The organism is Terriglobia bacterium (genome assembly GCA_020072645.1).
Classification (GTDB): domain Bacteria; phylum Acidobacteriota; class Terriglobia; order Terriglobales; family Acidobacteriaceae; genus Angelobacter.
This window is the reverse complement of record JAIQGK010000001.1, coordinates 168842-181926: the sequence shown is the minus strand read 5'-3', so window position 1 is coordinate 181926 and position 13085 is coordinate 168842. Positions and strand designations below refer to the sequence as shown.

Sequence of the window (13085 nt, the reverse complement as noted above, 5' to 3'; positions counted from 1 at the left end):
TTCCGAGAACGGGCTGCCGGTCAGCCCACAATATTTGCATCTTTTGGCTGCGCCGCTTCCATGCGACGCTGCATTTTCATGAGTTCCTTCTGGAGGTTTTTCTCTCGCTCGTGAGAGTCATGCAATTGTTGCTGCAAGGTGCTGATCTGGGCAATCATGTCGCCTTCAGGCTCACGGTTTTGTGGCGCGGCTTCAGTTCGGCCAGCACCATTTTCATCGGTCTTGATTCTATCTTTTGGCGGGGGAGCCGAAGTCGGCTTGGGTTGCTTTACATCCCGGGCTGAATGCGTCGCTGAAGCCATCGCTTGCGCGCGCTCAGGCGGCTGCGATGCGGTCCGAAGCGCGGCTTCGGCAGCCGTGTTGGTCCTGTTCACGAGTGCGTTGTACCGGCGTATTGCCTGATCGGCTTGGCTACGGGCGTCTGCCAAGGCGTTGTGATACTGGGCCAAAAGGCCCGCGGCGATGATCTCGCGACGTTTACGCTCCCTGTGCTGGTGAAGCAGCAGGAAGAAAGACAGGACGAGAAACGAGAGCGCAACCAACGCTGCCCAGGAAGTAACGCTCTTGATCGTCTCATCGACCAGAAGTTTGCGCGCATCATCAATCTGGCAACCATAATCCTTGTCGTGGGAATTGACCTGCTTGAACGCAAAATCGACAAAGCCGTCACCCTGTTTGGCAGGCTGCTTGGTCGCAGGATCATAGGAAGATCGCTGACTCCAGGCCGGCAGCCATGACAACAAAATCAGCAGACTGATGATGCAGTACTTCATACCGAGGCGACCCTATTCTTGCCGAATATCCGATTCATGCGACGGGCCAGATCCGGGTTTCTGAACCTCAGATTTGCGCCGTTAGTGTCTGCGTTAACCTGCTGCAACCGTGGATATAGCACGGCCTCAAAGCTGGAAAGGAACCACCTCTGTGGCCGACGCACATGCACGTGCATGTGCAGCGTACCCAACCGGTTATCGGTCGTTAAGACCTGCATCTGTCCCACAGGCAGGTTCTTGATTTGAAAATCCACCGCTCTAGTCTTTTCGATTTCGGTAATGCTTCCGAATCCAATCTCCTCGTAATGTTCATCCAGAACACCTTTCTTTTCGACCGTCATAGTGCGTCTTTCACCAGTCACTCTGGCCGAAGCGTTGAGGAAATATCGGGCGGTTTCCTCATCGCGGGTTCGCAGGAGCATGATCGTGTTTGGAGCGGATGAAACGTCATCGCCAAAGCTGCGGCTGACGCTCCGCAGCTGTGGAATCGATTGCAGCGAAAACAGCAGGGCGATGTTGCTGCCGCGTGCAGTTTGCAGGATTTGCGCAAAATTGGGATAGGCAAACGGGGCAAATTCATCCAGGATCACGCTGACCATCGGGCGGTTCTCACGGCGTCTGTCCTGCTCGTTCAGGTAGCGTTTACCTACCATGAGTTGAAGATTCTGGAGCAGCATTCGACCAAGAGCCGTGACCGCTCTGGCGTTCTTGTTCGTGTTCAACGAGACGAAAAGAATGAGTTCCTGATCCACGATCTCGTCGAGGGTCAGCAGATCGTCATAGGCGTTGGTAATGACCGAAAGGTCGTCTTCGGTGAACGTCCCAAGCTCGTTCAGCAAACCCTGGATCTTTTGCAAACGCTCGCGGTCTTCGAGCGATTGCAGCAAGTTCTTTGCAGACATTTCGAAGTTCTGGCGCCGCTGCTGAGATACGTTGGACTGATCGCTTATGCTGCGCGAGGCCCTGGCAATTTGTTCTTTCAGCACATGTTCATCCCTGGCCATGACCAAAACATCCGGGATGTTGTAGATCTTTCCGGTGTAGTCGAGCACGCGGCAAACGTCGCTCAAATACGCCGCCTGGTGTCCTCTGAAGAAGTCCTGCCTCTGCAGAAAGGAATCGAAGAAGGCGTTAACAAGTTCCTGGCTTGAGCCCCCCTTGTTATAGAGCGGATTAAAGCGCACGGAGATGTCGGGGCGGAATGGATCAAGGACGCGCAATTGATGGAGCCGGCCGGCAGCGGCAATCTCCGGCAGCAGGTCATTCAGGAATTCCTGGTCGCCCTTCCCGTCAAAAATGATTACTGGCAAGTGCCGGCTGTTAAAAGTCCGGCGAATGTCCTGACTGGCAATGTTGTGAAGCAAAGTCGTCTTGCCGGAACCTGACTGACCAACCACCACCGTTTGCATCCGCCGGGCGTCGTCCGACCAATACCAGGGGCGCACATAGATGTCGTAGCCGGGAATGATGGCGTTCTGATCAAAAGCCCGTTCAACATAGCGGCGATCTTTGAGCATCGGAACAAACACCGCCGGATGGGGCCAGGCGTTCTCGATGCGCCTCTTTCGCGTTTTAAGGTACCAGGCTGCGCTGACCAGGGCTCCAATCAGCGCGATCAGATAGAAGCTCAGCTCGACGATTTGGTAGGTGCGGATATGAAAGCGCGAAACGAGAAGATAAAACCCGACTCCGAGCACAACGACTGCCAACACAACGAGAGCGAGCGCGGCATTATCTTCGTGCGTACGTTGATACTCGCGCCGGCCATACTCGTAGCTGTTGTGATTGATCATTTGACAAAACTGAAATAGAAGAAGACCACCATTGCAAACAGGATGACCAAACCAAGCGTCAGCCACAGGGGATGAATGCGTGGGCGGTTATTCGCATCCCGCAGCATGGCCGGATCAGATGCATTTCGGCCTATTTGTCCGAGGAAGCTCTTTTCAGGATCCTGCGCATAAGCGTCGCGGAGAAGCCTCCGCATCTCGGTTTCCGCGATGTACCGCCCTGACATGCTAGAACACCATCGTGGCTTGCACTTTTCGAGGACCGAGTGAACCAAAAGTCAGTTGAAAGATGGTTGGCGCGACAACTTGTTCCCGGATGGCGATCACTCCTTGCGTTTCCTCGCCTGGTTGCAGGTCCTGCTTTTCGACCTCCGCCCGCGCTGGCGACAAAGGACGTTCTCTAAGTTCTCCAAGCCTGCGCAGCATTTGATCGTCGAGTTGGACGTGATGAAACGACATGACCGAGATGGTGGCCTGCGGCGCAAGGGCCTCGGCAATTGCCGGTGTGGTCACCCGGTATGGCCGGGGTGACTGATTGCGAATTGAATAGTGAATGTAGAGAGTGTTTCGGGACTGAAATACATGCTCGATGCGGACGGTGATGCGGTCTTTGGCATCCCTGATGCTGGTCGAGTCCACGCGCTCGGCTCCAAGAAATGCACGCGTGAACATCATGTCGGCGATTTCTTCCAGATGTGCGCTGCTGTCTGGCGCCGGTTTAGGTGTTGGAATGCGGCTGTCAAATGCGAAATTCATGTTCTTTACCTCCCCTGGGGGCTCTAGCTCGTAGGCGAAGCGCCGTGAAGCGGTCCAGACAAAGAGGTCGGTCGAGACGCCAGGCTTCAAGGGCTTGATGAAGACCTTGTCTTCGTGACGCTCGATCTGGAATGCCGGGCTGCCGGCGGCGGCCATGGTGACGGGTTCTCCGAACTCAAGCACGGTCAGGTGGTCGAGTGCGGTCGCAACATGGATCACCTCGCCTGGGGGCCGGTTGACTCACCTTCAGCTCGTCAGCAGCAGTGAAGACTGCATACATCGTCAACAGAAATATCAGTGCGCGCTTCATGATGACCTTCGAATTCTTAACGAACGGAACCGGATTTCTCCGGCTCCATTCTGGGTTGATCGTTGACTCATCCGAAGAAGAACAGGCCGTCCTTGTACTGAAACAGGAAGGTCTGTTTTTCTCCGCCTTCAATCTTCTCGACCAGGAAGCTACGCCCTTCGGAGTCGCGGAAAATCGACATCCCGGACACCTCCGGCACAACAACGCGGACGGTTTTGCCGCCCGTCTGCTCTGCAAGTTTCGCGACGAGTTCCTGCGGGAAAGCATGGAAGAGGATCGAGCCACTACCCTGGCCATTGCATACCACCCGGTTCAAGGCCTGGCACCATCCCATCCGATTGTCGGTCTTGCTCGCTGCCCAGACACGCACGTAAGAGATGATCGCTTTCATCTCCTGCTTGGCCCGTTCTTCACCGTGGTAGTGAGCGGAATAGGCCTTGCGGCGCGCCTGCAACTTTTGCTTCCGCAGTTCCTTGTCGGAGCCCTTGCGCACAGCCTCCCATTCTGCCTGCGCCTTGTCGAGATCAGCTTTAAGTTTGTCCTGCCGCTCGGAGATCCGACCAACGACCGCGGCGTAGACGCTGTTGACATAGCGGCATTCATCGAACATGGGCCGGGTCACCTCTTCTCCCGAGACCAGTCCTTTGAATTCCTCTATGGGCAGCTTGGCCGTAAGCAGGTCTTCAATCTCCTTGCGAACGTGGTTATAGAGTTTTCCGATGCGGTCGTTCTCGTCCACATCGAGATGAATTGGCAAACCCGAAATTCGCGACTCATTCTTGTACTTGAGCCACGGCGCCGGATTTACCTGTTGGCGTATGTCGGCGATGACCTTGGCATCGGGCTCGACTTCGTGCTTGAGACTGTCGAGCGCCTTCTGCAATTCAGTGACGAGCTGGTAAGCAAGATCGCTCCTGCCGGCAGCCAGACACGAGGTCTTCAGGTCGGTAATCATGCCGATCTGGTTTCCTCGGGCCTTGATCGCCACATGTTCGAGGTTCCACCAGGGAGATTTGGCCTTACGGAGCTTCATCTTCTGCTGATGGAATTCGTTGGTCAGCGAAAACCGTTTCCGCACAAAGCGCGGGAACCGGCTTTCTTCCAGGATGCAGATCCAGTCAAAATCGAAATCGCCGCCGTTTTTCTTGGCTGCTTCTGAATGAAGAACATACGTGCCTTCCAGAAGCAACTGCTGTGCGGCAATCTGCCCAGCCAGGTCATGCGACGTTCGGCATCCCTGCTCATCCAGACTGCGATTGAGCTGCATGACGAGTTCTGATGAGCCTATATGTTCTATCGGCAACAAGTCCTCACACATGCGGATGGGATAACGGACACACAGACCACGTTTGGACTCAAGCGCCACAATGGCTTGCTGTTTTGAGATCCAGTCGGACCCCGCATACAGCCGTCCATCGTGAACGACCAGATAGCCATCGTCGGCAAGAGCATAAGCCGGCAGACGGAACCCTCCACCGGTCGCCGCTTTGAAAGCCCAACGCGCGAGCAGACGGTTGAGTTGATTGTTGATGTAGGGGTAGCGGACGATATGACCACTGGTATCGGCCAGCAGCGCCGCTTCCACAGTCCTGACCTCCTCGTCCTGGCTTTTCTCGGAATCGTCAAGACCCAGGAGCTCAAGCAGTTCCGTGTACCGGCCTTCGCTGATCGAATCATTCAGCCTGCGCACCTGACCGAGGGCCTCGGGCAGGATCTCAAGCTGGATCGAATCATCAGGCGCGTGTTCGATGAGGGTGTAGCTGGACTCGAATTCAAGCTTGCGCGAGAATTCGCGAATCCCCAACACTACCGGCCCACGGAACCTGCGGCCCTTGCCGAAAACCGAATACATCATGACTGGCACCTTCAGGCCTGGTTTCACCGCGCTTTCTGGGAGAACAATATCGGCGTCGAGCAGCTGCGCCGCCTCATCCTCCATGACCTTGAAGGATCCCTTCGCTTGTGTTCTTTCAAATGCCAGCCGGAACTGGTAGAAGCAGTTTCCCGGCAGTTGAAGTTTTGAAAACAGTGACCGCCGAATCCAACCACGGCAATCATTGGTTCCCAATACGTGATCTTCAACCACCAGCACCGACACGTCCGGCTCCTCGATTACCACCTTGCAGGAGGAGACCAGGATGCCGAAGTAGACGATGGCTGCCTGCGGCCAATGCTGGAAGCGTTCCGCAATCGATTGGCTGTGGTCCTTGTCCACGAAGTAAAACTTGCCGTCCTTGGACGAACCACTTGCCCCTACTAATTTGTAAGGAGTGTTTTTGAACTTGAGGTTCGCCATTGCGTTTTCGACCTGCGATTCCTCGTAAGCATCCAGAGGCTCGTTCGGTACGTTCACAACAGCGACTTTGATTCCGGGATACAGCGCATTGAGAAGGGTGTTCTCGAGCGTCGTCTCCAGGTTTGTGAGCCGTTGGGTCACACTTCCTGTTGAATCGATGTCAAGCGTAACAACCTGCTCGATTGAAAACTTATTCGTCTTGTTGCTATACTTTTCCATGATTGATAAAGCTCCTTAGTTTTTGCTGCGGGAAACCCGGCATTGACTAAGGGGCTTTCTTGCTTTCCCCGGACACTCTGTCTGCCTGGCCTCCCTGGTTTTGGGTTTCTGGCCAGGCAACCGACTAGAGCCGGGTCAGCACATCTCCCTACATGAAACGTGTAGGGTCTTCAAAGGACCGTAAGCTCGACGAGCTTGTTGGTCTCTTTTGAAAACTCGTGCCAACTCGAGTCCTTCCGCTTTTCAGCTTCGGGACAAAACCTGTTTCACAATTTTCGGTTCGTTTCCGTTAATCTCCGGCACCGCCTTCCATGCGACCAGCGTGTAGAACACCTGGCCGGATTTAAATGCCTGCACTAACGCTTCGCCTTCGCTCGCCATCTCCTGCCCCAGTTCCGGCTTCTCCCCCGAATTTCCCGCTTTGGGAAGGAAATAGCGAACGTTCTCACTGGTCATCTCCCAGCGCCTGCGGCGGCCGTTCCTTTCAGGAGTTCCGGCCGCGCCGTCATTTGTGGTTTTTGTTCCGTCCATGATGGTCCTCAATTCGAACTGCTAAGGGACGTGTCGCGGACGATCGCGTCCTTGCGCTCTCCCTCGATCAGCCGCTCCCCGTATTCAGCGATAAGCAAGCCACTGGGGTTTGCCTCTGAGCGCCGCTCGGTAATCAGCCGAATATGAATTTCGCCGACGAGCTTGTCGGTGGTTTCCTGGTGGTCGCGGACGCGATGAACTTCTTTCACGCCAAAGACCGTGAAGCTCAGGGGGTCATCCTTTGCCGGTTCCAGGGATCGCAGGTGAAAAACCGATGTAATCTGCTCGTCCTGAATCTTTCCGACCACATTGTTCTTTTCAATTGTGGCCAGGGTGGCCCGCCGTAAGTTGGTGGTCATCATATTCAGACCGTCAGCCCAGTTTCGGTTCACGCTGTCGGGCGAGAAGCTTAAGTAGCGGTCCAGGAAAAGCCGCACATAAGCGTTCTTCTCAAAGTCGTTGGGTTCCGCGTTTACGCCCTGAGACAACAGCACTGGCCTTGCAACTCCCGGCCTGTCACTGAGGACGCTTGCGGAGCCACTCGAATCGACCCGAATTACAGTAGGCGGCTGTAGACGGACATACGCGGCCATGGCAACGGCCAATAGGGTTGTCGGCACGCAAATGAACGCCAACACCATCGCGCGGTTGGCATACGCACGCAATGCGCCGTCGTGTTCGTAGTACCGGCTGTAGCGAAGTTTTTCCGGCGCTTGCTCCTTCTCTTTAGGATCTGTCTTCTTTAACCACATGACCTTTTCTCCTGCTTCGAAACAGACGGCCGAACAATCTGCCGATGAAAAATGCAATCAGCGTGCTGATATTCCACGGACGAAAGCGGCTGTCCTTGGGCTCGTAAATCGGACCGCGATACCATGGCAGCATTGCTAACCTTCCTTTCCAGCTCACGCATTCTCTTGAGCCCCATCGCCTTTCTTGCCGTTGCCGCTCACGATCCCGCCGGCGATTCTTCCGGCATGGAACGCCACTGTCTGAGTGACGCCCACTGGCCGAAATCCGCTGGAAGACTGGGACCTGCGTGGCGAGCTGCCTCCACTGGAAGCGCCTGAACTAGCCGCTGCGGCTTGCTGTGCGCTCCCGTCCCCATTTGACGACGGAGCTGTTGGTGCGGTCCCTTGCACCGCACTCATGACGCCCGCGCGAATCGTCTGCGCAAGGCTCGGTTGCGGAGGCGGTGCAGAAGAGGATGCCGCGGCGCTGGTCCCTGCGCCCGCCGATGCGCCGGTGCCCGCAGAGGCCATCGCTGGTGCAGCTTCTGATGCCGCTCCAACGCCGGCTGAGAAGCCAGCGCCCGCCGAGATCAGCGCGCCGGCCGCTGTCGCTGCAGCTTTTACCAGCGAACCTGCTGTCGCTCCAACATCCCCGGAAATCAACTTCTTCGCAATAAATGGAATCAGGCCAAGAGCCAGCGCATAGAAAATGCTGACCATGCCCAGAACGGTGGCGTCGGATGATCCCCGGAAGAATCCCTGCAGGAAACCCTGGTTCATCACCTCGTCGACACGATTAAATTGGATGGCTGTGATAAGGGAACCGAAGATTGCGTAAAGAATGCCCCAGGCGTTCCAGATCATCAGGTTCGTCGCATAACTCTTAGCCAGTTGACCAACTCCGGCCATTGGGAGAAGAGCCAACACCAAAGGCCCCAGCACATAAAGGACGCACCCGTAGAGCACATAGAAGAAAGCGAAGATCACCACCATCATTGCGTAAATGATGTAGGCCAGCAGGACCATCAGGGCCGTCGTGATGGCCGCAAAGCTCGCTGTTATCGACGGCAGGATGGAGTTTACGCCGTTGTTCGCGAACTGTTGTTTCAGCTGATCGAACCAGCTCAGGAACATATCGCCGGCGCCAGAACTGTTATCAATGAATTGCGCCACCTGATTGAACGAGTCGTTGACCTCGCGAAAAACGGTGGACCAGTTAGCAAGAATGATGGCGATGACCAGATACTTGATCCCGGTGATCGCCAACGACTGCACATCGCCGCCCCGCATGGCAGCCTGATAGAGTCCGATCAGGAATCCGATTAACAAGATCGTGTACCCGATGCCGACCACGGTCGGTATCATCGCCGTCCGATCGATCCCGTTCAGCCCTTGCTGGAGCAATTGCTGGAAATAGAACATGATTACTGCGCTCCCCGCCCTAAGACTTGACCGGTGTTATTGCGCAGGTTGTTCACATCCGTAGCGCTGAATTTCAGTTGTGCCCCGGAGTTGGCGAGATCAATCGAGCGCACGCGTATCAGTTCGGCCATCGCCGATTGCGTATAAGCATTTGCGCGGACCAGCCATGCAGAGGCCTGGGCTTCAAGGATCGGTGCGCTTCCTGGAGCCGCATTCTGGATTTGCTGGTTGATCTGATCGGCCGCTGCCAGTTCAACATCTGCCAAGGCATCCAACTCCACGGCCTTCTTGAGCGCCGCCTGCGCTTCGGCATCGCTCATATCGACGAGATCGCGAACCGGCTGTGGCGCATCCGACGGCGCCATAACCGTGCCGTATACGGCAGCATAGTTTTGGCTTACCTGTCCCAGGGCTTGAGGGTTGTGCGACAGCAGGGCTTGCTCAAATTGTTGCGGCGTTGGCAGAGTGGCGCTGTTGATGGGCAGCCGATACAGCTGATTGATCTGGCGCAGCTGGCCTTGGAGTTGCGAGGCGAGTCCGCGGGCATTGTTGATTGCCGTAGTGGGGTAAATCACCTGCTGCTGAAAATTTGCCGCCTGCTGTTGGATCTGCTGGATCTGCGACAGCGGTTTGGCAACAACATTCGTCAGGAGACTCGATATCGTATTGAGGCCGGCAGTGATAATGGCGCAGCACGGATCAAGCCCAAGCTGTCCTCTGGCTCCGAGCGGAACCAGGGCTAGAACAACCGCCAGCGCAGAGGTGAAGATCAGTTTCCACTTCATCGCCGGCCAAACTCGTTTGGTAAATGCTTTGACTGTTTGCATCTTCATAAGTTCACCTCTACCTGCTCAAGATCTGCAGCAAGTTGTTGCGCAGAGTCCGGTTTGCGTCTGCGCTCTGTTTCCGCAACGCATTTGTATGGGCCAGGCGAGCAGCTTCTTGGCGCAATTCAGCCGCAAGCATGCGCTGCAGCATCGCCTGGCTTTGAAGATTGGCGGCCTGGGCTTGAGCGGTCAAAATTGACGCGCTTCCAGGCGCGGATAACGCAGCCTGTTGCTCAAGCCCATCGGCCACATTCAACATTCGCTGGCTGGCCTGGTCGGAGATGGTCGTAGTCTTAAGCGCGCCAAGCGCGAGCGCGTCATCGACATCCATCAGGTTTCTCTGTGTCGCCGTCGCCTGGTTCGCCTGTGGCAGCGCCTGATAGACCTGTGTATAGGACCCGCTGATTTGACCGAGATTGCCAGATTGTTGGCTGCGCAGCAGGGTTTCCAATTGTTTCGGGTTCACCAGGCTCGCGCTGTTGGTCGGAATGCTCTGAATTTGCCCGGCTAGGCTGGTGAATTGAGAGCGCACCTGCGACACCTCAGCCCGAGTCTGATTGATGAGCGTGACCGGCCACACCACTTGCTGCTCGAAGTTCCTGACCGTGGTATTGATCGACTGAATCCCGCTTAGGACCTGGCCGACGCCATTCTGCAAGGTGCTTGTGATCGTGGTCAGTAGCAAGATGATGTCGGCAACGCCGGCTTTGGCTGCCACAGGCATCAAGGCCAGCAGGAGGATCACGCCGAGCGCAAGTGCCCTCTTTTTAAAGAATCGATTCGTCATTTGTGTGCTCCCTTTGCCACTTCCATCGATTGCTCCTCTGGGAGCGGTTCGACATCCGCCAGACCGAACGGAAATTTCCTGGCAAGCTGGCGATAAGCTTCGATGAGCGGCATATTCTTGTGTTGTGAAATCCACCAGGCCCGGTACAGTCGTTCTCGCGCGTAGGTGGTCGTAATCCAATAGTCGAGCGGCGTAGGCACCATGCGAATGGTGTGCGTGGTATCAGCTTTCTCGCCGATCACAATCAAAGCATCGGCACTGCGACCTTTTCGGGGAGCGCTGAAGTGCTTGATCTGGTGAAGTGCGGTCTCGTTCAGGTGCAGGTGGTCCCTCAAGGCGGTCATGTCACCCGGTTGCTGGCCCACGATCTTCGTGCTCGAATTCTTGACGATTCCGGCGCCATGTACTCTTGGCTTGGCTTCCGAGCCAACAAAGTCCTCCGCTGTCTGGCTGATGCCCCACACGCTCGCATTACGCTTCCGGGCCGTTCTGAACAGCTGGACTACTTCAGGCGCCAGCACAGGCGAATCGAGCAAAAACCAGCACTCATCGAGCACCGTGATGCTCGGCTGCCCGGTCTTGCCGGAAGCCCTCTGCGCGGTGGAATGAGCAATTAACAGACTCATAGCGGTCTCAAGGCGCGGATCGTCGGCGAGTTGCTCAACATTGAAGAACAGCCAGGGGTTGTCGAGGGAGATTGTGGTCGCGTGGTCGAACAGGCGGGAGTAAATCCCTTTCTCTCCTGTCCAGCTGCGCAGCTTGATCGCCGCCAGATGGGCCTCATCCATCACGCGCTGGTTTTTCTCTTCGTCGCGCCACTGCGCGAGTTCATCGCGCAAATCCGTGAACGTTGGAATCGGATTGGATGGCCGGATCGCCGCACGCTTGTAAGTTCGCAAAATTGCTTCGGTGATCAAATTGTCGAGAAGCTCTGTATCCTCCGCTGGGTTCTCTCCCAGCATGTGGCGCGTCAGGTTCTTAAGAAACGCAACCTGGTCCTTGCTTGGCTGCCGCTCACCCTGTGGCAGGTCCCATGGATTGATCGTCTGGTCGGCGTCGAGCGACATCGTGATCATGCGACCGCCCATCAATTCCACCAGCGGCCTGTAAGAGTCGCCACGTTCGATGATCGATACCAGAGGATTGGCGCGAGAGGCCATGGAAAGCAGTTGCTGCACCATGAAGGTTTTCCCGCCGCCGCTCTTGGCCATGATCAGAACGTTTGCATCGCTCAGAGCGGGATCAAATGGCGAGAATGGAATGAGCTGCCGATATGGCGTTTCGAGCAGGAACAGTGGCGACCGTGGGGTGCCCTGCCATGGGGCTTCCACTGGGAGCAGGTCGGCTGCATTCGTCGTCAACATATCCTGTTCGCGTTTGTCGGCATCCGCCATGCCAGGCAGCGAACTAAAGAACAGCCGCCTTTTCGCCAAAGTCTCGGTAATCGCTTTAGCGCCGTTCATTCGGGCAACCGAATAGAGAAGCTGCTGGCGCCGGTTGCTGATGAGCCGCTCGGCCTCCTCGAACTCGCCGCGCGTGATGGCCGGCTTTGATGTCCTGGTGGCAATCACCAGACTCAGCTTTACTGTCTTGATCGAGCTGGCAATGATCTCCTGCTGCACTTTGAAGAGCTGGGACTCCGCAACCTGTGCTTCGACATTGACGCGGAATCCGCCATGTGTGTCCCGCTGGGCGGCCTGCATCTTCCTGAGTCGCGTTTTGTAGCCCTTTAGGACCTTGGTCTGATCTGGAATCGTTAGCTGCGCATTCACAACAATCGGAAAATCAAGCGCGACCAGCTCCCGCAGGATTCCGGGAAACGTCGCATCCGGCAGTTCCTTGAGGCTTACGAACGAATACAGAATTCCGTTTATGTTGAGATACGTGTCGGTTTCATCGACGATGCTGGCATTGGCTAACTGCTGGCGGGCACTGCGGTATTCAAGATGGCCCTCGGCTGGAGTGTAGGGCCGTGTGTCGGAATCAAGCGGATTCAGCGCACGCCTGGCTTCAAGGAATAACTCCTGTTCATTGAGTCTGCGTGGCCCCAATTCTGCCGCCTGCATCGTCGTCTCGATGCCAACCAGCAGACTTTCAAACTCCGCCAAGAGTTCCTCGTGCTCGCGCCGGCTCCGCTCAATTGAGGCCTTGGCAGAAAGGCTCCAACTTGTGCTGCGTCTGGTCGCCTTGCCTGTGACGCGGTGGTGTATCGCCGGGTCCCAGATGAGGTATAGGTGAAGCACGGGCCGGAGATAGTGGCCGGCTTCAGCCTTTTGCTGCCAGGCCTCGAGCCTCACAGCATCGAGCGTCCGCCCAATTTCGCTTCCAAAACGGTCCTGCGCCGTGTAAACCTCAAACAGGTTACCCACATCTTCGACCATCTCATAGCGAACCTGGACTCTCATGCTCTGCTCAGGAATGGACTTGAGCAGAGCGCCGAGCATGACCTTGGCGCGGTCCCGTTCCTCGTCGCTCGCGAAATAGGAAGTGATTCCACGCAATTCGTAGCCCGCAACCAGCGCCCCGTTGGTGCGCACGAGTACGTTGTCCAAGTAATCACGGATGGACAGCTGTTCGCACAGCGCCGGATCATCAAGCCGCTTTTCGTGCTGTTCCCGGGTTAGTGGTGATGTCACGGGCATC

General features: G+C 56.1%; 11 protein-coding genes. All 11 read right to left on the bottom strand.

What is annotated here, in order from left to right; translation table 11 throughout:
• Positions 1-20: 20 nt before the first annotated feature.
• The 11 genes from LAO76_00810 to LAO76_00760 all read right to left on the bottom strand — a co-directional run bounded on the left by LAO76_00810 (position 21) and on the right by LAO76_00760 (position 13084).
• Entirely contained in the window at positions 21-773 is a 753-nt protein-coding gene (locus LAO76_00810; GenBank protein MBZ5489454.1) for a hypothetical protein, read from the bottom strand.
• Entirely contained in the window at positions 770-2566 is a 1797-nt protein-coding gene (locus LAO76_00805; GenBank protein MBZ5489453.1) for a type IV secretory system conjugative DNA transfer family protein, read from the bottom strand. The genes LAO76_00810 and LAO76_00805 overlap by 4 nt, the downstream gene beginning before the upstream one ends.
• Complete coding sequence (locus tag LAO76_00800; GenBank protein MBZ5489452.1) at positions 2563-2760, bottom strand: hypothetical protein; 198 nt, start codon at positions 2758-2760, stop codon at positions 2563-2565. Before LAO76_00800 ends, LAO76_00805 begins: the two co-directional genes overlap by 4 nt.
• Positions 2761-2791: 31 nt before the next feature.
• Positions 2792-3538, bottom strand: a complete 747-nt coding sequence (locus tag LAO76_00795; GenBank protein MBZ5489451.1) for a TrbG/VirB9 family P-type conjugative transfer protein — start codon at positions 3536-3538, stop codon at positions 2792-2794.
• Between the two features lie 158 nt (positions 3539-3696).
• Positions 3697-6066, bottom strand: a complete 2370-nt coding sequence (locus tag LAO76_00790; GenBank protein ID MBZ5489450.1) for a hypothetical protein — start codon at positions 6064-6066, stop codon at positions 3697-3699.
• 321 nt (positions 6067-6387) lie between these two features.
• The gene (locus tag LAO76_00785) at positions 6388-6675 is read right to left on the bottom strand and encodes a hypothetical protein (GenBank protein MBZ5489449.1); all 288 of its coding nucleotides are present in this window, start codon (positions 6673-6675) and stop codon (positions 6388-6390) included.
• 8 nt (positions 6676-6683) lie between these two features.
• Positions 6684-7427: a hypothetical protein gene (locus LAO76_00780; GenBank protein MBZ5489448.1), complete on the bottom strand. Its 744-nt coding sequence runs from the start codon at positions 7425-7427 to the stop codon at positions 6684-6686.
• Between the two features lie 153 nt (positions 7428-7580).
• Positions 7581-8828 (bottom strand): hypothetical protein, encoded by a 1248-nt coding sequence (locus LAO76_00775; protein MBZ5489447.1) that lies wholly within the window; start codon positions 8826-8828, stop codon positions 7581-7583.
• 2 nt (positions 8829-8830) lie between these two features.
• On the bottom strand, positions 8831-9661 hold the full coding sequence (locus LAO76_00770) for a hypothetical protein (protein MBZ5489446.1): 831 nt from the start codon (positions 9659-9661) through the stop codon (positions 8831-8833).
• Positions 9662-9671: 10 nt separating this feature from the next.
• Complete coding sequence (locus LAO76_00765) at positions 9672-10442, bottom strand: hypothetical protein (GenBank protein MBZ5489445.1); 771 nt, start codon at positions 10440-10442, stop codon at positions 9672-9674.
• Positions 10439-13084 (bottom strand): hypothetical protein, encoded by a 2646-nt coding sequence (locus tag LAO76_00760; GenBank protein ID MBZ5489444.1) that lies wholly within the window; start codon positions 13082-13084, stop codon positions 10439-10441. The genes LAO76_00765 and LAO76_00760 overlap by 4 nt, the downstream gene beginning before the upstream one ends.
• Position 13085 lies beyond the last annotated feature (1 nt).

Excerpts from the sequence above, each read along its gene's own strand:
- LAO76_00760 (MBZ5489444.1), bottom strand. The coding sequence starts at position 13,084 with ATGCCCGTGACATCACCACTAACCCGGGAACAGCACGAAAAGCGGCTT.
- LAO76_00800 (MBZ5489452.1), bottom strand. The coding sequence starts at position 2,760 with ATGCGGAGGCTTCTCCGCGACGCTTATGCGCAGGATCCTGAAAAGAGC.
- LAO76_00775 (MBZ5489447.1), bottom strand. The coding sequence starts at position 8,828 with ATGTTCTATTTCCAGCAATTGCTCCAGCAAGGGCTGAACGGGATCGAT.
- LAO76_00785 (MBZ5489449.1), bottom strand. The coding sequence starts at position 6,675 with ATGGACGGAACAAAAACCACAAATGACGGCGCGGCCGGAACTCCTGAA.
- LAO76_00780 (MBZ5489448.1), bottom strand. The coding sequence starts at position 7,427 with ATGTGGTTAAAGAAGACAGATCCTAAAGAGAAGGAGCAAGCGCCGGAA.
- LAO76_00770 (MBZ5489446.1), bottom strand. The coding sequence starts at position 9,661 with ATGAAGATGCAAACAGTCAAAGCATTTACCAAACGAGTTTGGCCGGCG.
- LAO76_00810 (MBZ5489454.1), bottom strand. The coding sequence starts at position 773 with ATGAAGTACTGCATCATCAGTCTGCTGATTTTGTTGTCATGGCTGCCG.
- LAO76_00765 (MBZ5489445.1), bottom strand. The coding sequence starts at position 10,442 with ATGACGAATCGATTCTTTAAAAAGAGGGCACTTGCGCTCGGCGTGATC.
- LAO76_00805 (MBZ5489453.1), bottom strand. The coding sequence starts at position 2,566 with ATGATCAATCACAACAGCTACGAGTATGGCCGGCGCGAGTATCAACGT.